At 65.4% G+C, this 25,127-nt stretch carries 22 protein-coding genes; 14 read left to right on the top strand and 8 right to left on the bottom strand.

The genetic code is table 11. From position 1 onward, the window contains the following. Positions 1-89: 89 nt before the first annotated feature. Positions 90-2,057, top strand: a complete 1,968-nt coding sequence (locus tag QOL79_RS14290; protein ID WP_283420041.1) for an ATP-binding protein — start codon at positions 90-92, stop codon at positions 2,055-2,057. A 66-nt stretch (positions 2,058-2,123) separates the two neighbouring features. On the opposite strand, the gene QOL79_RS14285 is transcribed toward QOL79_RS14290, so the two are convergent. From QOL79_RS14285 to QOL79_RS14275, 3 genes are read right to left on the bottom strand one after another with little or no spacing between them, the layout of a single operon-like run. Continuing rightward, positions 2,124-2,984 carry a hypothetical protein gene (locus QOL79_RS14285; RefSeq protein ID WP_283420040.1) on the bottom strand — a complete coding sequence of 287 codons (861 nt, stop codon included), beginning with the start codon at positions 2,982-2,984 and terminating at the stop codon, positions 2,124-2,126. A gap of 10 nt (positions 2,985-2,994) precedes the next feature. Continuing rightward, positions 2,995-3,966, bottom strand: a complete 972-nt coding sequence (locus QOL79_RS14280; protein WP_058455081.1) for a diacylglycerol/lipid kinase family protein — start codon at positions 3,964-3,966, stop codon at positions 2,995-2,997. Positions 3,967-3,969: 3 nt separating this feature from the next. Then, the gene (locus tag QOL79_RS14275) at positions 3,970-4,443 is read right to left on the bottom strand and encodes a DUF2141 domain-containing protein (protein WP_058455080.1); all 474 of its coding nucleotides are present in this window, start codon (positions 4,441-4,443) and stop codon (positions 3,970-3,972) included. Positions 4,444-4,566: 123 nt separating this feature from the next. Between QOL79_RS14275 and lptF the strand changes: the two genes are divergently transcribed. Beyond that, positions 4,567-5,775 (top strand): LPS export ABC transporter permease LptF, encoded by a 1,209-nt coding sequence (lptF, locus tag QOL79_RS14270; protein ID WP_282948692.1) that lies wholly within the window; start codon positions 4,567-4,569, stop codon positions 5,773-5,775. 1 nt (position 5,776) lies between these two features. Then, positions 5,777-6,871 carry an LPS export ABC transporter permease LptG gene (lptG, locus tag QOL79_RS14265; protein WP_283420039.1) on the top strand — a complete coding sequence of 365 codons (1,095 nt, stop codon included), beginning with the start codon at positions 5,777-5,779 and terminating at the stop codon, positions 6,869-6,871. Between the two features lie 177 nt (positions 6,872-7,048). Here lptG and QOL79_RS14260 read toward each other — a convergent pair whose 3' ends face one another. The 3 genes from QOL79_RS14260 to QOL79_RS14250 all read right to left on the bottom strand — a co-directional run bounded on the left by QOL79_RS14260 (position 7,049) and on the right by QOL79_RS14250 (position 9,602). Next, positions 7,049-8,191, bottom strand: a complete 1,143-nt coding sequence (locus tag QOL79_RS14260; protein ID WP_058455078.1) for an MBL fold metallo-hydrolase — start codon at positions 8,189-8,191, stop codon at positions 7,049-7,051. 3 nt (positions 8,192-8,194) lie between these two features. Beyond that, complete coding sequence (locus QOL79_RS14255; protein ID WP_058455143.1) at positions 8,195-8,830, bottom strand: DUF1013 domain-containing protein; 636 nt, start codon at positions 8,828-8,830, stop codon at positions 8,195-8,197. Between the two features lie 394 nt (positions 8,831-9,224). Next, positions 9,225-9,602 (bottom strand): hypothetical protein, encoded by a 378-nt coding sequence (locus QOL79_RS14250; RefSeq protein ID WP_283420038.1) that lies wholly within the window; start codon positions 9,600-9,602, stop codon positions 9,225-9,227. Positions 9,603-9,751: 149 nt separating this feature from the next. On the opposite strand from QOL79_RS14250, the gene QOL79_RS14245 reads away from it, so the two are divergent. Further along, positions 9,752-10,090: a hypothetical protein gene (locus tag QOL79_RS14245; protein WP_283420037.1), complete on the top strand. Its 339-nt coding sequence runs from the start codon at positions 9,752-9,754 to the stop codon at positions 10,088-10,090. Between the two features lie 154 nt (positions 10,091-10,244). On the opposite strand, the gene QOL79_RS14240 is transcribed toward QOL79_RS14245, so the two are convergent. Both QOL79_RS14240 and QOL79_RS14235 read right to left on the bottom strand, forming a co-directional pair. Then, complete coding sequence (locus QOL79_RS14240; protein ID WP_349306422.1) at positions 10,245-10,712, bottom strand: glutathione S-transferase family protein; 468 nt, start codon at positions 10,710-10,712, stop codon at positions 10,245-10,247. A 200-nt stretch (positions 10,713-10,912) separates the two neighbouring features. Beyond that, positions 10,913-11,914: an NAD(P)H-quinone oxidoreductase gene (locus QOL79_RS14235; protein WP_283420036.1), complete on the bottom strand. Its 1,002-nt coding sequence runs from the start codon at positions 11,912-11,914 to the stop codon at positions 10,913-10,915. A gap of 132 nt (positions 11,915-12,046) precedes the next feature. Between QOL79_RS14235 and QOL79_RS14230 the strand changes: the two genes are divergently transcribed. From QOL79_RS14230 to QOL79_RS14185, 10 genes are all read left to right on the top strand, one after another. Further along, on the top strand, positions 12,047-12,244 hold the full coding sequence (locus tag QOL79_RS14230; protein ID WP_058455075.1) for a DUF1192 domain-containing protein: 198 nt from the start codon (positions 12,047-12,049) through the stop codon (positions 12,242-12,244). Between the two features lie 82 nt (positions 12,245-12,326). Further along, positions 12,327-13,535 carry a cation:proton antiporter gene (locus tag QOL79_RS14225; protein ID WP_283420035.1) on the top strand — a complete coding sequence of 403 codons (1,209 nt, stop codon included), beginning with the start codon at positions 12,327-12,329 and terminating at the stop codon, positions 13,533-13,535. A gap of 165 nt (positions 13,536-13,700) precedes the next feature. Continuing rightward, the gene (gene clpA / locus QOL79_RS14220) at positions 13,701-16,037 is read left to right on the top strand and encodes an ATP-dependent Clp protease ATP-binding subunit ClpA (RefSeq protein WP_058455142.1); all 2,337 of its coding nucleotides are present in this window, start codon (positions 13,701-13,703) and stop codon (positions 16,035-16,037) included. A 176-nt stretch (positions 16,038-16,213) separates the two neighbouring features. Then, a complete protein-coding gene (map, locus tag QOL79_RS14215) occupies positions 16,214-17,053 on the top strand; it encodes a type I methionyl aminopeptidase (protein ID WP_283420034.1) in 840 nt (279 codons plus the stop codon). A 215-nt stretch (positions 17,054-17,268) separates the two neighbouring features. Further along, positions 17,269-19,452 carry a PQQ-dependent dehydrogenase, methanol/ethanol family gene (locus QOL79_RS14210; RefSeq protein WP_283420033.1) on the top strand — a complete coding sequence of 728 codons (2,184 nt, stop codon included), beginning with the start codon at positions 17,269-17,271 and terminating at the stop codon, positions 19,450-19,452. A 239-nt stretch (positions 19,453-19,691) separates the two neighbouring features. Then, positions 19,692-20,030: a P-II family nitrogen regulator gene (locus QOL79_RS14205; protein WP_058455071.1), complete on the top strand. Its 339-nt coding sequence runs from the start codon at positions 19,692-19,694 to the stop codon at positions 20,028-20,030. A 75-nt stretch (positions 20,031-20,105) separates the two neighbouring features. Beyond that, positions 20,106-21,518, top strand: coding sequence for a type I glutamate--ammonia ligase (glnA, locus tag QOL79_RS14200; RefSeq protein ID WP_204991810.1), 1,413 nt, complete (start codon positions 20,106-20,108; stop codon positions 21,516-21,518). A gap of 155 nt (positions 21,519-21,673) precedes the next feature. Continuing rightward, positions 21,674-22,195: a hypothetical protein gene (locus QOL79_RS14195; RefSeq protein WP_283420032.1), complete on the top strand. Its 522-nt coding sequence runs from the start codon at positions 21,674-21,676 to the stop codon at positions 22,193-22,195. Between the two features lie 80 nt (positions 22,196-22,275). Continuing rightward, the gene (locus QOL79_RS14190) at positions 22,276-23,745 is read left to right on the top strand and encodes a PQQ-dependent sugar dehydrogenase (RefSeq protein ID WP_283420031.1); all 1,470 of its coding nucleotides are present in this window, start codon (positions 22,276-22,278) and stop codon (positions 23,743-23,745) included. 55 nt (positions 23,746-23,800) lie between these two features. Then, positions 23,801-25,111: a M20/M25/M40 family metallo-hydrolase gene (locus QOL79_RS14185; protein WP_283420030.1), complete on the top strand. Its 1,311-nt coding sequence runs from the start codon at positions 23,801-23,803 to the stop codon at positions 25,109-25,111. The last annotated feature ends 16 nt before the right edge of the window (positions 25,112-25,127 follow it).

Genomic DNA, 25,127 nt, shown 5'->3' with positions numbered 1-25,127 from the left:
CCAGCGGATTCCTTTTCGCGGCGAGTTGAAGGCGTTGCCCCGGCGCGGCGCCTTCGCGGCTTTGCGGTAAAGCGCGCGTCCGGTAGAAGATGAGCGTGTTCGAGCGGGATATCGACAATGAAACCGAGGATCGGCGGGAGCGGTTGCGCTTCTGGCTGACGATCGTCCTCGGCGCGATCCTGACCGGAATCGTCGGCGCGCTCGTGCTGTTGCTCACCCGCGCCAACGACAGCTACGACCGCTCGCTAGGCTGGCAGGCGCACAGCCTGGAAATCATCTCGCAGACGCGCAGCCTCGACGCCGCGCTCGCGCGCGCCGAGGCTGCGCTCGGGCGCTTCGCGGTCGGGCTGCAGAAGGAGGACGGCCGCGTCTATCAGCAGCAATGGGGGCTGTCGCAGCAGTATCTGACGCTGCTGCAACGCAATGTCCGCGACAACCCCAAGCAGGACGCGCTCGTCAAGCAATTGACCGCTGAACTCAACGTGCGCGGCGAGCAACTCGGCGACGCGGCGCTCAGCGCCAATTATCGCCAGACCGTCGCCGCCATCTCCAAATATAATGCCGCGGGGCACGACGCCGCACTGACCCGTATCGACCGGCTCTTGTCCGAGTTGATCCGCAACGAGCGGACGATCCTCGCCGAGCGCAACCGCGTCGCGTCGGCCGACCGCGCGAGCCTCAACCAGGCGATTCTGCTCTTTTCGCTGCTCGGCGCCGCCGCCGCGGTCATCGCGATTGCCGCGACCGTGTCGCTGGTCCGCGCCGAAAGCGAACGCCGCGCCGCGCGCCGCGAACAATGGGCCGAGAGCGACCGCGCCATGCAGCTGGAGGCCGCGGTCGAAGCGCGCACCGCCGAGCTCGAACAGGCGAACGTCGCGCTGCGCAGCGAGATGAGCGAGCGCGAGGCCGCCGAGGCGCAGCTGCGGCAGGCGCAGAAGATGGAAGCGGTCGGCCAGCTCACCGGCGGCATCGCGCACGACTTCAACAACATGCTCGCAGTCGTCGTCGGGGGGCTCGAACTTGCGCAGCGCCTCGTCGTCACCGCGCCCGAAAAGGCGCAGCGCCACCTGTCGAACGCGATGGACGGCGCCAACCGCGCCGCCGACCTGACCCGCCGCCTGCTCGCCTTCGCGCGCTCCGAACCCGCGCGCCCCGAAATGGTCGTCGTCGACGACTGCATCGCGAGCTTCGCCGAGCTGATCGAGCGCACGATCGGCGACCGCATCGCGCTGACGCTCGATCTCAACAGCCCCGGCCTCGCCTGCTGGATCGACCGGCAGCAGTTCGAGAACGCGCTGCTTAACCTCTCGGTCAACGCGCGCGATGCGATGGAGGGGCATGGCTCGCTGACGATCCGCACCCTGGCCGACGAGCAGGACCAGACCGCCGCGCTGGCGGTACAGGTGATCGACACCGGCTGCGGCATGTCCGCGGAAGTGCTCGAGCGGGTATTCGACCCCTTCTACACCACCAAGCCCGCGGGTCAGGGCACCGGGCTCGGCATGAGCCAGGTCTTCGCCTTCTGCCGTCAGTCGGACGGCGAGGTGCAGATCCATTCGACCGAGGGCCAAGGCACCAGCGTCGCGATGCTGCTGCCGGTGGCAAAGGCCGCTGCGGCCGTCCTGACCGACCCCGGCCGCGACACCGACCCGGTCGCCGCACCCGCCACCGAGGCGCTGCGCATCCTCGTCGTCGAGGACGACCAGCGCGTGCTCGCCGCGACCGTCGACGCGGTCGAGGAGCTCGGACACAAGGCGGTGGCCTGCGCCAATCCGCTCGACGCAGAGGCGATCGTCGAACGCCACGGCGGTTTCGACCTCATACTGTCGGACGTCCTGATGCCGCAGCTCACCGGCCCCGAAATGGTCGCGCAGCTCAGGCGGCGTTGGCCGGCCCTCCCGATCCTGTTCGTCACCGGTTATGCGGGCGACGCGGGCGAGGTCGAGGCCTTCGGCGACCATGACGTGCTGCGCAAGCCCTTCACGCTGGTCGCGCTCGACCGGGCGATCCGGCGCTGCGGCGACGGACGGCCCGAGGGGCAGCGGCTGGCGAGCTGAAGCGACAGCTTGTCTTTTCGTCACCCCGGACTTGATCCGGGGTCCATAGTCACCGGCGTTGCATGCCTAGCGGATCGCCCCGCCCCGGATCAGGCGCGGCACCAGGGTCAGCGCGGCGACGAGCGGCCAGCGGCGTTGCCAGGGCTTGATCTCGATCTTCGTGCCCGCGTGACGATTGATCTTCCACGCCAGATAGTCGATCCCGCCGGCATAGGTCAGGCTGGCCTTCGCGAGCCGCGCGATGCTGAGCAGCTTGCCCTCGATCCGCCGCCGCGCCCAGCCGCCGCTGCGCGCGTTCGCGGGAATCGCGGCAATCGCCGGTTCGCTGAACCGCAGGTAGCGATCGGGATCGGCATCGACCACCGATTGGGCGCGGTTCGTGCGCTCGGCGCGGAGTTCCACCGAATAGGTGAGCGCGAAGGCGCGGCGCCACCAGTCGAGCGGTGCCTCGCCCTCGACGCGCCCCGCCGCCGCGAGCAAGGTCGGCGCGGCGCGCGCGACCGCCGCGATCGCCCGGTCGCGCGCGGTATCGTCGACGGCCCAGACCAGTCGCGACGGCTGCGCGAAGCGCGCCCATACCGACACATTGCGCGTTTCGGCGCCATTCAGCCGGTCGAAGTCGGCCTCGCTCAGCACCGCATATTTGGCGATCAGCCCGCCGTGCTGAAACGGAAAGACGTTCGGCGGGATCAGCCGGTTGGCAAGCGCCATCCAGCGCTTGGGAAAGGCATCGCCATAGTCGGACACGATCAGGTAGAAATCGAGCATCAGCCCGTCGAGCTGCGTCTCGCGGAGGCACGAGCCATAGAACAGCACCGCACGCGCGCTGCCCGGATAGTGGGCCGCGATCGCCGCGGCCATTGCCGCGGCGCGCGGATCGACCGGCGTCGCAAGCTCTTCGCGGACGAGGGCGCGGATATCGGACATAAGGCGGGCGTCAGGCCGCGAGGCGCAGAAACGGTACCGGCTGCGTCGAGGTCAGGATGATCGGCCTGCCGTTCTTCGCTTCGAAAATTTCGCCGTCGAGGATGACGTTCGAACGCTTGCCCTCGATGCGGATTTCGTCGCCTTGCTGGAAATGCACCCCGTTGAGCGGCTTCTGCCCCAGCGTCCCGCGCCACGTCGCGCCGAGCATCCGGAAGAGCGCACCGACATTGCTGTCGGTCGCGAGCAGCTTCATGTGCCCATTGGTCCCGTGACTTTCGCTGGTCTTGATACTGAGCAGCAGCTTTTCCAGCGTCGTGACGATCAGCAGCGAGAATTTGCCCTTGAACTCGCCCTGGCGAACCAGCGAGACGGTCATCGGCTCGGGCTTCGGCGGGAGCCGCCCGCCGCCGAGGCCAAAAATGATCGCGAACAGCCCGAGGATTGCGGCAAGAATGTGCGAAATGCCGTTCGGCAGGCCAAGCGGATAGATTCGGTTGCGGCAATAGAGCATCACGTCGGCAAGATAAGCGCCGCCGAGGAACATGCCGAGCACCGGCCGGCCGCCGTCATTGTCGAGCGCGATCAACTGGCGCTCGATCACATGCTCCTGAAGCTCGCCCGAATGGACGAGGTCGAGCACGCGCTGCAGCGCCTTGATCGGATCGCCCTCGGCGCCAAGGTCGAGCGCGATCAGATTGGTCTTGCCGTTGGGAAGCACCGCGACCGGCGGCGGCGAACCGTCGAAATGGCCGCCCGAATGGAGTTCGGTCAGCGCCGCCTGCACCGTGCCGTCGCCGCCGTTGATCGCGACGACGCTGGGGTTGACCATTGCGATCGTGCGGATCGCCTCGCCGATCTGCCCGACGTCCTCCACTTCATAGTGGAAGATGTCGGGGTGCGCCGCACAAAATTCGCGAACCTGCGGCAACAGCGAGCGGTTGCCGGTCGAACGCGGATTGGAAAGAAGGGCGACGCTGGCCATCGGCTACATATATTTCATGGTGATGGAGATCGTTCTCGGTGCATTGCCAACCTCGAACGCCGTCTTCTTGTAGCTCGGCTTGCCGAGGTTGAAGATGTTGATGCTCGGGTTGTTCGACATCCCGCCGCCGTCGGTCGACAGATCGGTCTTGCCGTTGCCGTTGAAATCGTGGCGCACCGCGATGCCATAGGCGCCGGCCTGGGGAAGCGGCACGCACACGGTCATCGATGACGCACGCGCGGGGACTTCGATGCGCGTAAGCCAGCGGCCCTTGGCCAGCCATTCGGACGCGTTGGCGCGATAGCTCTGGACACGGATCTTGCCCGATCCGGCCTTGACGCCGCTGATCTGGACGAGGGTGGACGGCCCGCTCCGGCATTTGGCGAGGTCGTTCGGTAAGACCTGCCCCTCTGCGTTCGCTGCCACCGACATGGACAGCAGAGCCACGCAGAGCGACGCCGACGTAAATTTCGACATGACGCAATAGCTCCCAGTGGTTATAGCCACGCCAGCCGTCACGCTGACATGGGTCCCTGTTGCCCGTGAATCGGCATATCGGAATCATTTGCGGCCAAATCATGGTGATGGGGCGACCAAAGATTGAACAAGCTACCCGCCATCGACCGTTATATCGCGCGGCTGGTGTTTTTCCCGATGCTCGGCACCCTCGTCCTTTCGGCGATGCTGCTCGTGCTCGAAAAGATGCTGCGGCTGTTCGATTTCGTCGCGACCGAAGGCGGCCCGGTCAGCGTCGTGTGGCGGATGCTCGCCAACCTGATCCCCGAATATCTCTCGCTCGGCATCCCGATCGGCCTGATGCTGGGGATTCTCCTGGCTTTCCGGCGGCTTGCCACGTCGAGCGAGCTCGACGTGCTGCGCGGCGTCGGCATGGGGTTCGGGCGGTTGCTGCGCGTTCCCTATGCCTATGCGATCGCGCTCGCGGCGCTCAATCTCGCGATCGTCGGCTTCATCCAGCCCTATGCCCGCTACGCCTATGAGGGGCTGCAATTCGATCTTCGGTCGGGCGCGCTCGGCGCCTCGATCAAGGTCGGCGAGTTCACCAAATTGGGCGACCGCATGACCTTGCGCATCGAGGAAAGCTATAACGAGGGCAAGTCGCTGCGCGGCATCTTCGTGCGCGGCGAGAACAAGGACGGCCAGCGCGTGTCGGCGACCGCATCGCGCGGGCAATTCCTTGCGACCGACGATCCGAACACGATCATCCTGCGCCTGTCGCAGGGCGTACTGATCCATGAATCGCCGAAATTCGCGGTGCCGCGCGTGCTGACCTTCGACAACCACGACCTGCCGATCCCGTTGCCGAAGATCGAGGCGTTCCGCCTGCGCGGCGGCGCCGACCGCGAACTGACGATCCCCGAACTGCTCGTCGCCGGGCGCGACAAGAACGAGTCGCTGAAGACGCGGCTGGAATCGCGCGCTAATTTCCATTTCCGGATCGTCGAGGTGATGTCGATGTTCCTGATCCCGCTGATGGCGGTGGCGCTGGCGATCCCGCCCAAACGATCGACCTCGGCGCTCGGGGTGTTCCTGTCGATCGTGCTGCTGGTGACGCAGCACAAGATCAACCAATATGCCGAGGATCTCGGCGCGCGCGGCGCGGTCGACCCGCTGATCGCGCTGTGGGTGCCCTTCCTCTTGTTCGCAGGGCTGGCGATCTGGATGTATTACACCGTCGCTTATGTCCCTGGCGGCCAGCCGATCGGCGCGCTCGAACGCTTCGCGGCGAAGGCGGGACAGAAGATCCGCCGCCTGGTCGGCGCCTTCCAGCGGAAGCCGCGAGCCGCCTGACATGCACCAGCTCCACTTTTTCCCGTCGCGCACGATGGCGCTTTACGTCGGGCGGATGTTCCTGATCCGCAGTTTCTCGATCCTGTTCGCGCTGGTGCTCATCCTCCAGACGCTCGACCTGCTCGGCGAGAGCGGCAAGATCCTCGCAGTCGCGGGCAATGGCGACAGCGAGGTCTGGCGCTATGTCGGGATGCGCATCCCGCAGATCATCGAGACCTTTCTGCCCTTTTCGGTGCTGCTCGGCACCATTTTGACGCTGGTGACGCTGAACCAGAACAGCGAGGTCATCGCGATGAAGGCGTCGGGCATGTCGGCGCACCAGGTGCTGGCGCCGCTGTTCCTCGCCGCGCTGCTCGTCGCGGGGATCAGCTTCGCCTTCAACGAACGCATCGTCACGCGCTCGACCGCGGCGCTCAGCGCCTGGCAAAAGGTCGAATATGCCAAAGTGCCCAGGGACAGCGGGGTGCGCGCCAACATCTGGGTGCGCGCGGGCAACGACCTGATCAACGCCGGCACGGTCGAAACGCGCGGCCCCGTCATGCTGCGCGACGTCACCGTCTATGAACGCACGCAGGGCGTGCTGTCGTCGATGCTGAAGGCCGACAGCGCGAAGCCCGTCGCGGGCGGCTGGGAGCTGACCAATGCGCGGCGCTTCATCCGCCGTTCGGGAACGCTCGAACCGCTCGGCACGATCGTCGCGATGAAGGGGGTCGGCACCGACCAGTTCACGCTGGCGCAGGTCGACGGCGACGAACTGCCCTTCACCGAGCTCAGCACCGCCATCGACGAGCTTGAGGCAGCGGGCCGACCGGTCGATTCGCTGAAGGGCGTGCTGTGGCACAAGATTTCGGGGCCGCTATCGGCGATCCTGATGCCGCTGCTGGGCGCGGTCGCGGCCTTCGGCCTCGCGCGTTCGGGCAAGCTGTTCGTCCGCGCGATCCTGGGCATGGCGCTCGGCTTCGCCTACTTCGTCGCCGACAATTTCGCGCTCGCGATGGGCGATCTCGGCGCCTACACGCCCTTCCTCGCGGCGTGGGGGCCGTTCATCCTCTTTGCGCTGATCGGCGAGATGATCCTGATCCGGACCGAGGAATAAGGGCAGAGTACGGCCGGTAACGACCGGAAGTGGGCGTGACGCCCAAGCTAATCCGTTCGTGTCGAGCGAAGTCGAGACACCCGGCAGCCTTGCGCCTAGCCCGAGGGGCATCTCGACTTCGCTCGATGCGAACGGAAATGGGGGACGGTTTGGAAACCACCCCAAAAACCAAAAGTGTCACGCGACCCCGTGGTACCACCACACCCCGCCGCGGTCCTCCTTGCGGATGCGGCCCTCGACCTCTAGCCGCTTGAGGTGCGCGAGCGCCTCGCCGGTTGCGAGATTCTGGTTGTGGCCGGCGATCGGGCGGTTGAACAGCAGCGCGAAGGTGTCGACCGCGCGCATCGGCCTTTCGGCGACCGCCTCCGCGACCTTGTAGAGCCGCATCCGATGTTCGTCGCGGAGCGCCATCAGGCGGACGTGCAGGCCCTTGAAAGGCTCGCCATGGGCGGGGCAGGTGACGACGTCGGCGGGCACGGTCGCGATCAGCTTGTCGATCGACGCCAGCCATTCGCCGAGCGGATCGGCGTCGGGCTCGGTGATATTGACCGACACGTTCGAGCTGATACGCGGCAGCACCTGGTCACCCGAAACCAGCACGCCCTCGCGCTCGTTCCACAGGCACGCATGTTCGGGGCTGTGTCCCGACCCGGTGACGACGCGCCACACATGCTTGCCGAAATCGAGTCGTTGGCCGTCGGCGATGCGGACATAGCTGCGCGGCAGCGCAAAGATCATCCGCTGGAACATGTTCCAGCCGCTTGCGCGCTGCTGCTCGATCGCGGCCTCGTCCCAGCCGGCGGCGCGCGACTGGGCGAGCACCTCGTCGGGCGCCACTTCGGACGAATCGGCCACGATCGCGCGCGCGGTCAGCATTTCGCCGCGCGTCATCCAGAGTTTGACGCCCTGCTTCTTCGCGATCCAGCCCGCGAGCCCGATATGGTCGGGATGGAGGTGGGTGCCGAACACCCGTGTGATCCGCTTGTCCTTGAGCGCCCCGGCATAGAGCGCCTTCCACGCGTCCGAACAGGCGGTCAGGCAGATGCCGGTGTCGACGACCGCGACCCCCTCGCGGCCTTCGCTGTCGGCGTCGTCGAGCAGCCAGCTGTTGATATGGCCGAGCGACCCCGGCATCGGGATGCGCGCCCAGCTGATGCCGTCGGCGATGCGGATCGTCTCGCCGGGTGCCGGCGCGGCCTCGCCCCACGGATAGGTCAGCCCGGCGTGGCTCGTCGCGGTGAAGCTGTCGTCCTGGGTCAGCGACGCGTCCGGCGAGCCGCTGGCTGCCGGAATATGATCCTCGTCGCCGCCCCCGACCATGCGTCAGGCTTCGCTGTCGGCGTCGGCTTCCTCGGCCGCGCGCGCTTCGGCGGCGGCGGTGCGTTCGGCGCGCAGCTCTTCGAGCAGCGCTTCGCGGTCGCCCTCCAGACGGCTGTCCTCGGGCGCCTTGATGCCGGCTTTCTTCGCGGCCTTGGCGACCAGCGCGTCGAGTTCGCGCTGCGAACAGAGACCAAGCGTCACCGGATCCTTGGGCACGATGTTCGCGCTGTTCCAGTGGCTGCGGTCGCGGATCGCACCGATCGTGTTGCGCGTGGTACCGATCAGCTTGCCGATCGCGCCGTCCGACACCTCGGGGTGGTTCTTCAGGATCCAGGCGATGCCGTCGGGTTTGTCCTGGCGCTTGCTGACCGGCGTGTAGCGCGGGCCGCGGGTACGGCGGATCGTATCCTGCGCCTGCACGCTCATCTTGAGCTTGTAGTTCGGATCCTTCTGGCCCTTTTCGATCTCGTCCATCGACAGCTCGTGCGCGCGGACGGGGTCGCGGCCGGTATATTTGGTCGCCGCGGTCTCGTCGGCGATCGCCTGCACCTCGAGGATGTGAATACCGCAATATTCGGCGATCTGGGCAAAGGTCAGCCCCGTGTTGTCGACCAGCCAGGCGGCGGTCGCATGCGGCATCAGCGGGGTAGCGTTGGCATTGGCCATGGCGAAATCTCCAGCGGAAATAATAAGGGCCGCCCCTCGCGGGGCGGCCGGACATTGGCGGGGGATATATGCCGGTTTGACGAAAGGGGCAAGTGCTCGGATTCGAGGGCGGCCTTGGGTGGGAAAGCGGTCAAGCCTGCGTTCATCATCGCGGCCCGGGTACCAAAGTTCAGGAAAGTTCAGCCTCATGCGTCGCCCGTTCTGGACCGGGAGGATTGCCCGACACCTCTCGCACGACTTGCCCCGTCCGCAGGCGCAAGCTGGACCGCAACCGCATTGATCCACCAGATGAGAGCGCCGGATTAACGCTGGCACAACGGGATGATGTAGGAAGGCCTGTTTGAAGGCGGTGTCTGCTTTGGGGTGGTTAGCGGACTTCACTACTTAGGCCGTAGCGCGCCTCGAACCGACGGAGTTCAATGTCGAAGTTCAAAAGCAACTTGTCAGCTGCCTGTTTCGTTGTGACTTCGCAAGGCAGCACAACGATGTCGTCGGGTGCCCATCCGAAGCCATCCTTTGCTATCTTAGCTGCGATCACCTTCTTGAGCCGGAGGCCGTATCTTTCCTCGAACCTGCGGGTTTGTCGGGCCTTTAGCCGCTTATCACAGAACATGATCCCGCTCGGTCGTTGCGCTAGATAGTATAGATCCTGCGGCACTTCGCGTTCCCGCATCAACAGGTCTATGACGCTTTGGTCAGTCGTTGACGTGAAAAAAGCGAATGCAAACAAATAACCCGGACTCATAGTGCCCTCCAAGTCGAGCGAAATTACATCTAGCCGAGGAGGTCCGCAATCGGTCGATAGCGGTCATGTAAGGGCGTCGGCGTCTGACCGACCGAAATGGGGTGGGAAGCGGACGTTGACCGGAGCAGCGGTCAAGCTAGTCTGGCCCGATGATTACTAAGAGCCTCTTCTGTTTCGGCTTCGAAAACCCTCGGGAAGCTGAATTGAATGCAAGCGACGAGACGGACTACGAGTCCAGCACGGGCATTTGGATCGAGGGTCAATCCGATGATGAGGTGATGGCATGGGGAAGAGCCATAGCGGAACAGCTTGTCGTTTTCTTGTTTGAGCGGGCACAGATCGAGCCGTACTCATGGGCGGCACGAGGCTTTGCGCACTGGATCGAAAGGGAACCGGAGGCTTTGTCTATGGCGTCATACCTGCCTTCTGTGAGCGTCGGGGAAATGCCCGATTTAACAGTGCTTGCCGGAGATGCGGCATATGACTGAAAGGGGGTGGATTCCAGACCGTCCCCTATTTCCGTTCGTGTCGAGCGAAGTCGAGACACCCAGCAGCCTTGCGCCTAGCCCGAGGGGCATCTCGACTTCGCTCGATGCGAACGGGGTCAGTTCGGGCCGCAATCGGTCGTTTCCGGACCTTCCGCTATGCCTCCATCGCCACAAATCCGGGCTCGGCCTCGATCCGCGCGAGCCAGCGCTGCACCGCCGGATAATCGGCCAGCGCGAAGAAGCCGCTCTCCTCCGCGACATGCGTGTAGGCATAGAGCGCGATATCGGCGAGCGAGAGCGCCCCGCCCGCGAGCCAGTCGTGCTTCGCCAGATGCTCGTCCATCAACGCGAGCGCGGCCTTTCCCGCCTCGATCTTGCCGGGCAGCAGCGCCCGCTGGACATCGGTCAAATTCGCGTCGCCGATCCACCCCATCCAGAAGCGCAGGGTCGCGACATTGGGTTCGTGATTATACTGCTCCCAGAACATCCAGCGCAGCATGTCGGCGCGTGCGAAGCGGTCGTCGGGAAGGAGGCGCGTGCCATCGGCCAGCCAGAAACAGGCAGCGTTGCTTTCGGGCAGGAATTGGTCGCCGATCTGGAGCCGGGATGCGGCCGTTGGCATTGACCGTCGCCAGAAACGAGGGCGTCCGCGTCTCGCCCTTCATGATGTCATATTCGCGCCGGTCGAGCGCGACACCCAGAAACGCCGCTGTCAGCCGGATCTTGTAGCAATTGCCGCTCAGCGCATATTCGTGAAGGATAGGCCGGTCGCTCATCCCCTGTTTCCTTTCGCTGACGTCCCCGCATCAAGACGAAGACGGATCAGGACAGCCTCAGCACAATCTTTCCGACATGCGCGCCCGCCTGCATCCGTGCGTGCGCGGCGGCGGCTTCGGCGAGCGGGAAGCTCTGGTCCATCGCGGGCTTCCAGCCGCCTTCGGACAGGCGCGGCCAGAGCGTACGGTGAATCTCGTCCGCGAGCAGAGCCTTGAATTCGGCGCTACGCGCGCGCAACGTCGAGCCGGTCAGCGTCAATCGGCGGCGCATGATCTGCGACACATCGACCTCGGCCTTCGCGCCGCGCTGGAACGCGATCGAGACATGGCGCCCGTCGTCGGCGAGACACTCGATGTTGCGCGGCACATAGTCGCCGCCGACCATGTCGAGCACGACCTCAACCCCCTTGCCGCCGGTCAGACCCTTCACCGCCTCGACATAATCCCCCGCCGAATAATCGATCGCGTGGGTCGCGCCGAGCGCGGTCGCGGCGGCGCACTTATCTGCGCTGCCGCAGGTGACGATCGTGCGGACCCCGAACAGGTTGCACAGCCCGATCGCGGTCGTGCCGATGCCGCTGGTGCCGCCGTGGATCAGCGCGGTCTCGCCGTCGCGGACATAGGCGCGCTCGAACAGATTGTGCCAGACGGTGAACACGGTCTCGGGCAGCGCCGCCGCCTCTTCCATCGAAAAGCCCAGCGGCACCGGAAGGCAGCTTCCCCCCGGCGCGACGCAATATTCGGCATAGCCCCCGCCCGCGACGAGCGCGCAGACCGACTGGCCCAGCAGTTCGCGATCGCCCGCCGGCCCGACCGCGACGACGGTGCCCGCGACCTCGAGCCCCGGCAGGTCCGATGCACCCGGCGGTGGCGGATAAAAGCCCATGCGTTGCAAGACGTCGGGACGGTTCACCCCGGCAGCGGCGACGCGGATCAGCACCTCGCCCGGGCCGGGCCGCGGCACGGGGCGGGTTTCGGGAACCAGCACCTCGGGTCCGCCGGGCTCGCGGATCGCGATCACGGTCATTTCGGCTGGCAGGCTGGTCACGCTAGTTAATCCCCCACTGATGAAATCGTCCCTTGGCGCGCCTTATTGACAGAGGTGCGACACGGGTCAACAGTCGCGCGCCTTCAAAACGGAGCCGGGCAAATCAGGGACCAGCGAGAGAAAGGATGCGCCATGGACGATGACGACCTTCCCCGCCGCCGCGACGATGTGCTCGCGGCGCTGACGAAACAGGTGCTGGATCCGCTGTCGGTCGCCGAACTCGACGACCGCATCGCGGTGCTGGAAGCAGAGATCGCGCGCGTGAAGGCGCACAAGGCCGCTGCGGGAACTTTCAAGGCGAGCGCCGAGGCGCTGTTCCGCAAGGGGTAGGCGCAGCGCAACGGCGCCGGCGCCCAGAGAGAACGTTCACAAAATCCTTGTCGCGCGGCGGCCCGACCGATAATCCTCGCGCATGGCGTTCGTCATCGACCTGCTCTGTTTCCTCGTGGTGCCGCTGCTCTGCTGGCGCCTCGTTCGCGGCGCGGTCCCGTTGGCGGTGTTGCCGATCCTGACCGGGCTGGCGGTGGCGATCGCCGCCGACCGCTTCGGCTTCGACAAGTCGGTGCTGGGCCCCTCGCCGCTCGGCGACACGATCGGATGGCTCGGAGTGCTGGCGCTGGCGTTCAGTGCCGGGCTCGAAACCCGAACGACCACCGACCACGCGCCGCGCCTCGACGGCCGACTTGTGGGCGCCGCGCTCGCCGCGCTCGCGCTGCCGTTCATGGTCGGCTTCGTGGCTGCAGTCTCGGGGACGATGGACGCGGTCCTGGCGCGCCCGCAGGGGGTGTCGCCGCTGCTGTCCGCAGCCGCCATCGGCCTTTGCCTATCGGTGAGCGCGCTGCCCGTCCTTGTCGGCATCGTTCGCGAATTGCCGGTCGCCGACCGACCGCTCGGCCATCTCGCGCTGCGCATCGCTGCGCTCGATGATGCGATCCTGTGGTCGGGCCTCGGGCTGCTGCTCTTCCTCCACCGCGGCGAGGGCGGCGCGCCACTCCCGGGTGGCCGGTTTCCGATCGCCGCGATCGCCCTCATCGCGGCGATGGCCGCTCTGCGGAGCCGGATCGGCCGTTTCCTGCCCGACCATCCGGCGATCACCATCGCGCTGGGTGTCGCCTATCTCGCGGCCGGGTCGTGGAGCACCGCGACGTTCGGCCTGCACGAACTGCTCGGCGCCTATTTTGCGGGGGCGATGGCGCCGAAACCGCTCGCCGAACGACTGCGGCCCGAACTGGTCGGTAAGGTCGCCCTGTTCGGCCTGTCCCCGCTTTTCTTCGCGCATCGCGGTCTCAGCATCGACGGCGCGGTCGTCACCGTGGCCGCCATCGGCGCCGCTATGCTCCTGCTGTTGATAGCGGGTGCGTCCAAGCTGGCGGCGGTGCATCTGGCGCCGCCCGATGCCAGCCTGCCAGCAACCGAACGCACGCGGCTCGGCCTGCTGCTCCAGTGCAAGGGCTTGATGGAGATCGTCGCGGCGACGATCCTCGCGCAGGCGGGGCTCATCACCCCGACGGTCTTTGCCGTGCTCGTGACGCTGGCGCTGCTTTCAACGACGCTCACGGTCCCACTGTTCCGCCTCGCAACAGGCAGGACGAGCACACAAACGGCCGCCGGAGGACGCTAGCCGGGTCGCGGACGCGGCCATGCGTTGTTAACCATAATACAACAGTGTCACGGCAATTTCACATTCGCCTCCGCTTTTCCCTTGCGGTGTGGCGGCGGCATCGCCACCTTATGTTCCTAAGGGGGCCGCTCTCCCCGGCCTGGTCCCCGCAAGGAGATGAAGACCATGCCGTCCTTTTCGGAAAGCCTCGAAAAGACACTACACAACGCGCTGAAGGCCGCTTCGGAGCGCCATCACGAATATGCGACGCTCGAGCATCTGCTCTATGCGCTGATCGACGACGATCATGCCGCCGAAGTGATGCGCGCGTGCGGCGTTGCGCTCGACGACCTGCAATCGGCGGTCGTCCATTATCTCGACACCGAACTCGACAGCCTGAAGGTCGAGGGGCACAGCGATCCCTCCCCAACTAGCGGATTCCAGCGCGTCGTCCAGCGCGCGATCCTGCACGTCCAGTCGTCGGGCAAGGATGAGGTGACGGGCGCCAACGTCCTCGTCGCGCTCTTCTCCGAACGCGAAAGCTATGCCGTCTATTTCCTGCAGCAGCAGGATCTGACGCGGCTCGACGCGGTCTCGTATCTCAGCCACGGCGTCGGCAAGGGCGGCAAGCCGTCGCCCACCGCCGAGCCCGAGGAAAAGGAAGAGACGAAGGACAAGAGCGAGGGCAAGTCCAAGAAGGAAACCGCGCTCGACCAGTTCACCGTCAACCTCAACGAAAAGGCGAAGGGCGGCAAGGTCGACCCGCTGATCGGCCGCAGTGCCGAGGTCGACCGCACGATCCAGATTCTCTGCCGCCGCAGCAAGAACAATCCGCTCTATGTCGGCGATCCCGGCGTCGGCAAGACGGCGATCGCCGAAGGGCTCGCGCGCAAGATCGTCGAAGGCGACGTGCCCGAGGTGCTGTTGCCCGCGGTGATCTATTCGCTCGACATGGGCGCGCTGCTCGCGGGCACGCGCTATCGCGGCGACTTCGAGGAGCGCCTGAAGCAGGTCGTCTCCGAACTCGAAGGCCTGCCGCACGCGATCCTGTTCATCGACGAGATCCACACGGTGATCGGCGCCGGCGCGACGAGCGGCGGCGCGATGGACGCATCGAACCTGCTGAAGCCCGCTTTGTCGGGCGGCGTCATCCGCTGCATCGGCTCGACGACCTACAAGGAGTTCCGCAATCACTTCGAAAAGGATCGCGCGCTGCTCCGCCGGTTCCAGAAGATCGACGTGATCGAGCCGAGCATCGAGGATACGAAAAAGATTCTCGCAGGGCTCCGCGAAGCGTTCGAGAGCCATCACAACGTCAAATACACCGCCGACGCGATCAACGCCGCGGTCGAGCTGTCGTCGCGCTACATCAACGACCGCAAGCTGCCCGACAAGGCCATCGACGTGATCGACGAGGTCGGCGCGATGCAGATGCTCGTCCCGCCGTCGAAGCGCCGCAAGACGATCACCGCGAAGGAGATCGAGGCGGTGATCGCGACGATGGCGCGCATCCCGCCCAAGTCGGTGTCGAGCGACGACAAGAAGGTTCTCGAAACGCTCGAGACCGACCTGAAACGCGTCGTCTTCGGCCAGAACACCGCGATCGAGGTGCTGTCGTCGGCGATCAAGCTCTCCCGCGCGGGCCTGCGCGATCCCGAAAAGCCGATCGGCAACTATCTGTTCAGCGGCCCGACCGGCGTCGGCAAGACCGAGGTTGCGAAGCAGCTCGCGCATATCATGGGCATCCCGCTCCAGCGCTTCGACATGTCCGAATATATGGAACGGCATTCGGTGAGCCGCCTGATCGGCGCGCCTCCGGGCTATGTCGGCTATGATCAGGGCGGCCTGCTGACCGATGCGATCGATCAGAACCCGCATTGCGTGTTGCTGCTCGACGAGATCGAAAAGGCGCATCCGGACCTGTTCAACATCCTGTTGCAGGTGATGGACAATGGCCGCCTGACCGATCACCACGGCAAGACGGTCGATTTCCGCAACGTCATCCTGATCATGACGACCAATGCGGGCGCCAGCGACATGGCACGCGAGTCGATCGGTTTCGGCCAGTCGACGCGCGAGGATGTGCAGGAAGAGGCGGTGAAACGCATGTTCACCCCCGAATTCCGCAATCGCCTCGATGCGATCGTGCCTTTCGGCTATCTGCCCCCCGAGGTCGTGGCGCGCGTCGTCGACAAGTTCATCCTGCAATTGGAGCTTCAGCTTGCCGACCGCAACGTCCACATCCAGCTCGACGACGCGGCGCGCGAATGGCTGACCGGCAAGGGCTATGACAAGCTCTATGGCGCGCGCCCGATGGGCCGCCTGATCCAGGAAAAGATCAAGCAGCCGCTCGCCGAGGAACTGCTCTTCGGCAAGCTGGTCCACGGCGGCGAGGTCAAGGTCAAGCTGAAGACCGGGGAGGACGCCCATGTCGGCAACCCGCTGACCTTCGAAATCACCCCCGCCGCGCCCAAGGCCGGCAAGGGCAAGGCAAAGGCCAAGCCCGAGAAGGCGGCGGAGTAAAGCCAAATAGCTCCCCTCCCGCTTGCGGGAGGGGCAGCGAGACTTGCGAGCTTGCTCGCTAGTCGCAGCGGGGAGGGTTGTAACGCCACAGCCCCTCCCCAAACCCCTCCCGCAAGCGGGAGGGGCTTTCATTACCGCCCCTCGCTTTTTGAGGCCAGCGCGACTATATCACCCCCATGTACGACTATGTCTCCGTAACCGCCGACGAAGCATCGGCGCCCGCCCGCGTTCGCGACGGCACGATCAAGCTGCACGGCGAGGCTGGCTTTGCCGGAATGCGCAAGGCGGGTCGGCTCTCGGCCGAAATCCTCGACGCGCTCGTTCCCTTCGTCCAGCCCGGCGTGACCACCAGCGCGATCGACGACCTCGTCCGCACGATGATGCTCGACGGCGGCGGCATCCCGGCGACATTGGGCTATCGCGGCTTCACGCACAGCTGCTGCACCAGCATCAACCATGTCGTCTGCCACGGCATCCCCGACGACAAGCCGCTGCGCGATGGCGACATCGTCAATATCGACGTCACGACGATCATCGACGGCTGGCACGGCGACACCAGCCGCATGTATCTGGTCGGCGACGTGCCGATCAAGGCGAAGCGTCTTGTCGACGTCACCTACGAATGCCTGATGCTCGGGATCGAGCAGGCGAAGCCCGGCAACCGCATGGGCGACGTCGCCCACGCGATCCAGAGCCACGCCGAGCGCCATCGCTATTCCGTCGTCCGCGATTTCTGCGGCCACGGGCTCGGCCAGATGTTCCATGACGCGCCCGAGGTCGTCCACGCGGGCCGTCCCGGCACCGGGCCCGAACTGCGCCCCGGCATGTTCTTCACGATCGAACCGATGATCAACACCGGGAAATATGCCGTGAAGATGCTGCCCGACGGCTGGACCGCGGTGACGCGCGACCGCTCGCTCTCGGCGCAGTTCGAACATAGCATCGGCATCACCGACACCGGGTGCGAGATTTTCACCGCCAGTCCGAAGGGCCTGAACGCGCCGCCTTGGAACTGATCCCGACGAGTTCGTCATCGCGGACTTGATCCGGGATCCATGACTTCCGACTCTGCAATCGCCTTTGTGGACCCCGGATCAGGTCCGGGGGTGACGATAGCGTTATTGGTGGGGGGAAGCCCCCTCCTCCACCCCCCATTTTCCTGCTTGCGTGCCCGATACTTCGGGCGCAGTCTTGACGTTAACGTCAAGCATGGGCGTGGGGAGAGAATGGGATGGCGAAACGGGTCTTTTCGGCCGCGCTGCTGGGCGGCGCACTACTGGCATTGGCGGCGTGCAACGCATCGAAGAATGAGAGTATCTCGGGCGCTTCGCTCGACGACGCCGAAAAGGCCAGCGAGGCCCTGCTCAAGACCGGCGGCAACGGCGATGATTGGGCCGGCATCGGCTACAGCTACGACGAACAGCGCTTCAGCCCGCTGACCGACATCAACGACAAGAATGTCGGCCAGCTGGGCATTGCCTGGTTCGCCGACCTCGACGACGCGCGCGGGCAGGAGGCGACCCCTGTGGTCGTCGACGGCACGCTTTATGTCAGCCACGCCTGGTCGAAGGTCGACGCGTGGGACGCCGCAACCGGCAAGCAGCTCTGGAGCTTCGACCCCAAGGTGCCCGGCGAGCGCGCGGTCAGCGCTTGCTGCGATGTGGTCAACCGCGGGGTTGCCGTCTGGGGCGACAAGCTGTTCGTCGGCGCACTCGACGGCCGCCTGATCGCGCTCGACCGCAAGACCGGCAAGGAGCTCTGGTCGACGCAGACCTTCGACACCTCGAAGCCCTATACGATCACCGGCGCCCCGCGCGTCGTGAAGGACATGGTGCTGATCGGCAACGGCGGCGCCGAGTTCGGGGTGCGCGGCTATGTCACCGCGTACGATGCCGATACCGGCAAGGAACGCTGGCGCTTCTACACCGCGCCCAATCCGAAGAAGGAAAAGGACGGCGCAGCGTCGGACGATATCTTCGCGAGCAAGGCCAACGCCACCTGGTCCGACAAGGGCGAGTGGCAGACCTCGGGCGGCGGCGGCACCGTGTGGGACGCGATCGTTTACGACAAGGATCTCGACCAGATCTATCTTGGCGTCGGCAACGGCAATCCGTGGAACCACGGCACGCGCTCGAACGGCGAAGGTGACAATTGGTTCCTCTCGTCGGTCGTCGCGCTCGATGCAACGACCGGCAAATATAAATGGCACTATCAGGAAACCCCGGCGGAGACGTGGGACTATACCGCGACCCAGCCGATCATCCTCGCCGAGCAGGCGGTGAACGGCAAACCGACGAAAGTGCTGTACCACGCGCCGAAAAACGGCTTCTTCTTCACGATCGACCGCACCAACGGCAAGCTGATCGATGCCAAGCCCTTTGTCGACGGGATCAACTGGGCGAGCGGCTACGACATGACGACCGGTCGCCCGATCGAGAAGCCCGAGGCGCGCTTTTACAAGACCGGCAAACCCTTCATCGCGATTCCCGGCGCTTTGGGCGCGCACAACTGGCATCCGATGAGCTTCAACCCCGCGACAGGCCTCGTCTATATCCCCGCGCAGCAGATTCCGCAGGGCTATCTTGCCGATATGGACGAACTCGACCGGCGCAAGGTGCTGGGTTTCAACGTCGGCACCTCGCTCAACAAGACGCTGCTGCCCGACGACAAGGCCGCGTTCAAGGCCGCGGTCGCCGCCACCACCGGCCGCCTCGTCGCCTTCGACCCGCGCACCGGCAAGGTCGCGTGGGGCGTCGATTATCCCGCGGCGTGGAACGGCGGTACGATGACCACCGCGGGCAACCTCGTCTTCCAGGGGACGAGTACCGGGCGCTTTCGCGCCTATGCGGCCGACACCGGCAAGCAGTTGCTCGACCTCGACATGCAATCGGGGATCGTCAGCGCGCCCTCGACCTTCCGCGTCGGCGGGGTGCAATATGTCGCGTTCCAGACGGGCAAGGGCGGCGCCTTCCCGCTCGTCGCCGGGGTTGCGGGTGGGGTGACGCGCAAGGTGCCCAACCTGCCGCGCCTTGTCGTGCTCAAGATCGGCGGCCCCGCGAAACTCCCTGCCCCGCCGGCAACCACGACGCTCGCATGGAACCCGCCCGCGCCGATCGGCACGCCCGGGCAGATTGCCGCCGGCAAGGCGCATTTCGGGCGCTATTGCATGGTCTGTCACGGCGACAGCGCGATCGGCAACGGCTTCACTCCCGACCTGCGCGTCTCCGGCACCCTCGCCAATGCCGATGCGTGGAAGGGCGTGATCCTGGGCGGTGCGCTCAAGGATCGCGGCATGGTCAGCTTCGCCAAGGTACTCACCCCCGCCGATGTCGAGGCGATTCGCGCCTATGTCATCGACCGGTCGAACTGGACCAAGGCCAATCTGGCCGACACGGCGGCGCCGATGGGGCGGTGAGGGCGCGTTTGCCTATTTTTTGATCACAAGAGTTGCGCCGTTGCACACCCCTTGGGCAGCGGCGCAACTTCCTGTCACAAATCTTACCGAAAGCTTGCGATTCGCCAATTGGCACGGGTCTTGATTGGTGCAAGATGACGGGGCCTTGCGGCGACTCATGGAGGAGCGAACCGGACCAGGCGGGCCCTGATCCGGCTTTGGCTGCAGGCACCAGACATGCCCAGTGGGGGACAAGACGCGTGAAGAAGATTGAGGCGATCATCAAGCCGTTCAAGCTCGACGAAGTGAAGGAGGCGCTGCACGACGTCGGAGTCAGCGGCATCACCGTGACCGAGGCAAAGGGCTTCGGCCGTCAAAAGGGCCACACCGAACTCTATCGCGGCGCCGAATATGTCGTCGACTTCCTGCCCAAGGTGAAGCTGGAAGTCATCGTCGAGGACGGGCTGGCCGAGCGCGTCGTCGAAGCGATCGCCGCGGCCGCCCAGACCGGTCGTATCGGCGACGGCAAGATTTTCGTGATCCCGGTCGAAACCGCGCTCCGCATCCGCACCGGCGAACGCAACGAGGACGCGCTCTAGGCCCGTCCCGCTCCCCGATCCTGTTCAACAAGACCCGGCAAAGCCGGTCATCATCGCAAGAAGGAAGTTCAGACCATGGCGACCAAGCCCAAGGAAATCATCGCGCGGATCAAGGACAACGACATCGAATGGGTCGACCTGCGTTTCACCGACCCGAAAGGCAAGTGGCAGCACCTCACCATGTGCGCCGGCGTGATCGACGAGGACGCGCTCGAAGACGGCCTGATGTTCGACGGTTCGTCGATCGAAGGCTGGAAGGCGATCAACGAGTCGGACATGATCCTGAAGCCCGATCTCGACGCCGTCTATGACGATCCCTTCTCGGCGACTCCGATGCTGGTGATGTTCTGCGACATCGTCGAGCCGTCGACCGGCGAAGGCTATTCCCGCGACCCGCGCACCACTGCCAAAAGGGCTGAGGCCTATGTCGCCTCGACCGGCATCGGCGACACCGTCTATGTCGGCCCCGAAGCCGAATTCTTCATGTTCGACGATGTCCGCTTCGAAACCGGCTACAACAAGTCGGGCTTCGAGATCGACGATATCGAACTGCCGACCAACACCGGCCGCGCTTACGAAGGCGGCAACCTCGGTCACCGTCCGCGCGCCAAGGGCGGCTACTTCCCTGTCGCGCCGGTCGACAGCGCCGTCGACATCCGCGCCGAGATGGTTTCGACGATGCTGGAAATGGGCCTGCCCTGCGACAAGCACCACCATGAAGTCGCCGCTGCGCAGCACGAGCTTGGCCTGACCTTCGGCAAGCTGACCGAAACCGCCGACCGTATGCAGATCTACAAATATGTCGTGCATCAGGTCGCCAACGCCTACGGCAAGACCGCGACCTTCATGCCGAAGCCGATCCGTCAGGACAACGGCTCTGGGATGCACACGCACATCTCGATTTGGGAAAAGGGCAAGCCGCTGTTCGCGGGCAACGGCTACGCCGGCCTTTCCGACATGTGCCTCTATTTCATCGGCGGCGTCATCAAGCACGCCAAGGCGCTCAACGCTTTCACCAACCCGACGACGAACAGCTACAAGCGGCTCGTCCCCGGCTTCGAGGCACCGGTGCTGCTCGCCTACTCGTCGCGCAACCGTTCGGCTTCGTGCCGCATTCCCTACGGCGCGGGCGCCAAGGCAAAGCGCGTCGAATTCCGTTTCCCCGACGCGATGGCGAACCCCTATCTCTGCTATTCGGCGCTGCTGATGGCGGGCCTCGACGGCATCCAGAACAAGATCCACCCCGGCGACGCGATGGACAAGAACCTCTATGACCTGCCGCCGGAAGAGCTGGCCGAAGTCCCGACCGTCTGTGGGTCGCTTCGCGAAGCGCTCGACAGCCTCGCTGCCGACTATGAGTTCCTGCTGAAGGGCGACGTGTTCACCAAGGACCAGATCGACGCCTATATCGAACTCAAGTGGCCCGAAGTTTACAACTTCGAACAGACCCCGAGCCCGGTCGAGTTCGACATGTACTACAGCGCCTGATCGGCAGCGATCAGCGACGCGTAGGGGGCGTCCGGTCTGGGGGGACCGGGCGCCCCTTTTATTTTTGCGAGCAAAGGGTCAATTGTCCGCCTGTTCGCATTGACCCTTTCGTAAAACCTCAATGCTAGACGACCCCGGATTTCGGGGGAAATTTCATGTTGCGTAACCTGCTTCTGATCGGTGCCGCGCTGCTACTCGGCAGTTGCGGCAGGATGGCCGAGCTCGTCAGCCAGACAAAGACCGTCGCCGCGCCGCGCGAGCAGGTGTTCAAGAAGATGTTCGGTACCGACGGCAGCCAGTTCGACGGAATCCCGCTCGTCACCAACGGCGGGTCGACGCGGCTCTATGAACTGGTCGTCCAGAAGGGCGATCCCCGTTTCGCGCAGATCGCGCCGAAAGAACGTCCCGATGCGACCAAGGTCAAGCTGGCGGTCGCGATGGAAATCCCGCGCGAGACGCACATCATTTACAGTGTCGACGACGGCGCGATCCAGGCGGGCCTCAAATTCTCCTTCGAGGAACTGACGCCGGGCCAGACACGCGTGTCCTTTACCATCGATGAGCTGACCGGCCACGACACCGCGGGGCTTTCGGTCAACACGTTGAAGCTCCACGCGCTCGGCCGCGATGCGCTGAACAAGCTCGACGATTTCGAAGAGGTAAAGGAACCCGCTTAACGCCGCGCGTCTTTGCCGGTTGCGACGCCCGCCCGCCGATGGCAGATTGCCGGCGGGGGCGGATCGCAAAGGGCATTGATATGCGAACGCGCCTGTTTTTCGTCACCGCGCCCCTCCTTCTCGCCTCCTGCGGCGGCGGAAGCGGCGGTGGCAGCACCCCGCCGCCGGCCAACAACGCACCGCCCAGCTTCACGTCGGCGCAAACCGCCAGCGTCACCGAAAACACGACCGCCGTCTATCAGGCCGCCGCGAGCGACCCCGACGGCAATCCGCTGACCTTCACGATCGACGGCGGCGCCGACGCGGCGCTCTTTTCGATCACCTCGGCGGGGGCGCTGCGCTTCAACACCGCGCCCGATTACGACCTGCCCGGCGACGCCAATGGCGACAATGTCTATGCGGTGACGCTCCGCGTCAGCGACGGCAGCGCCAGCGCCACCCAGCCCGTGAACATCACGGTGACCAACAGCCGCGAGGGCCTATCGGTGGTGCGCGTCGGCACCGGCTTCAGCCAGCCGCTCTATGTCGCGCCGATCCCCGGCAGCACCAATGTCTATGTCGTCGAGAAGGGAGGCGACGTCTATCGCTTCGATCCCGCGAACGGCAGCCGCACCCGCGTGCTCGACATCACCGACATTTCGACGAACGGCGAACGCGGGCTGCTCGGCCTCGCCGCCTATCCCGATCATGCGACGTCCCAGCGGCTGCTGGCAGTCGCGACCGCCGCCGACGGCACGGTGCAGGTTCGCCGCTACACGCTGGGGCAGCCCAACAGCTCGACCAGCTACGATACAGTGCTGAGCGTGCCGCACCCCGGCGCCGACAACCACAACGGCGGCTGGATCGGCTTCGGCCCCGACGGCCTCGTCTATGTCGGCATCGGCGATGGCGGGGGCGGCGGCGACCCCGGCAACAATGCGCAAAACACCAACGTCCGCCTCGGCAAGATATTGCGTTTCACCGTCGGCGCGAACGGCAGCAGCTATGCTCCCGCACCGGGCAACCCGTTCCTGTCGGGCGGCGGCGATCCCTATGTCTACGCCTATGGCCTCCGCAATCCGTTTCGCGCCTCGTTCAACGGCTCGACGCTCGTCATCGGCGATGTCGGCCAGGGCGCGGTCGAGGAAGTCGACCTGGTCACCACGACCCAGCCCGGCCTCAACTTCGGCTGGCGCTTCAAGGAGGGGACGCAGACCTTTTCGGGCACGCCGCCCGGCGGCCTCACCGATCCGGTCGTCGAATACGGTCATGGCAGCGGGCCGCGGCAAGGCAATTCGATCACCGGCGGCTATGTCTATCGTGGCCCCGTGACCTCGCTGCAGGGCCAATATGTCTTCGCCGACTTCGTCTCGGGAAATATCTGGTCTATCCCCTTCTCCAGCTTCGTGACGGGTCAAACACTTCCCTCATCGCGCCTCGCGCGGCGCAACGAGGATTTCGCACCCGATGCCGGAACGCTCAGTTCGATCGCCTCGTTCGGCGAGGACAGCGCGGGCAATCTCTTCATCGTCAGCATCGGCGGGGACATCTTCATGGTCCGGCCCGGCTGACCGCTTGCGGCGGGGCGTTGTACCAGCCACAAGGGGACGTCCAGAGGAGTCCCCCATGAAATCATTGCCTTTCACTGTTCTCGTCGCCGTGCAGCTCGCCTTGGCGCCCGCTGCGCAGGCGAAGCTTAGCCCGGCGGAGGCAAAGATGGCGAAGACCGTCGAGGCCGAGCAAGGCCGCAGCCTCGCGTTGCTCGAGAAGCTCGTGAACCAGAACAGCGGCTCGCAGAATCTGGAAGGCGTCGAAAAGGTCGGAGCGATGATGCGCGCCGAACTCGAACCTCTGGGCTTCAAGGTCGAATGGAAGGACATGCGCGACACCGGCCGCGCGGGCCACCTGATCGCGACGCACGTCGGCAAACCGGGGGCCAAGCGCCTGCTGCTGATCGCGCACCTCGACACGGTGTTCGAACCCGACTCACCCTTCCAGACATTTGTCCGCAAGGGCGACATGGGCGAAGGCCCGGGCGCGGGCGACGACAAGGGCGGGATGGTCGTCGTCGTCGCGGCGCTGCGCGCGATGCAGGCGGCAGGCACGCTCAAGGGCGCGAATATCGAGTTCCACATGACCGGCGACGAGGAGGACTCCGGCACGCCGATCGAGAAGGCGCGCGCCGACCTGGTCGCCGCGGGCAAGCGCGCCGACGTCGCGCTCGATTTCGAAGGCCTTGTGCGGGACAATGGCGCCGATATGGGATCGGTCGCGCGCCGCTCGTCGGACAGCTGGACTGTGACCGCGACCGGCAAGGCAAGTCACAGTTCGGGCATCTTCAGCGCCGCCGCGGGCGACGGTGCCATCTACGAGCTGACGCGCATCCTCCACCGCTTCCGCACCGAGCTGCCCGAGCCGAACCTGACCTTCAACGTCGGGCTGATCGCCGGCGGACAGCAGGCCGATCTCGATGCGGGCGGCATTCGCGCGAGCGTCAGCGGCAAGACGAACATCATCGCCGGAACCGCGGTCGCGCGCGGCGACCTGCGCGCGCTGTCACCCGAGCAGATCGAGCGCGTGAAAGCGAAAATGACCGCGATCGTCGCCGACCATGCCCCCGGCACCGACGCGAAGATCGGCTTCGACCCCGGCGGCTATCCGCCGATGGCGCCGACCGAGGGTAACAAGGCCCTGCTCGCAAAGCTCAACGGCGTGAACCGCGACCTCGGCCTCGCCGAAATGGCGCCGCTCGATCCGTTGAAGCGCGGCGCGGGCGATATCAGCTTCGTCGCCGCCGACGTCGACGGCCTCGCGGGACTCGGCCCGTACAGCACCGGCGACCATGCGCCCGGCGAGGCGGTCGATATCCCCAGCATTTCGCGGCAGGCGACCCGCGCTGCCATCCTGATTTCACGCCTTTCTGCTGAAAAGCGCTGAACGGCAGCAATTGGCA

The organism is Sphingopyxis sp. Geo48 (genome assembly GCF_949769155.1).
Lineage (GTDB): Bacteria > Pseudomonadota > Alphaproteobacteria > Sphingomonadales > Sphingomonadaceae > Sphingopyxis.
The sequence above is the reverse complement of the archived record's forward strand: the minus strand, read 5'-3'. Positions and strand labels throughout refer to the sequence as shown.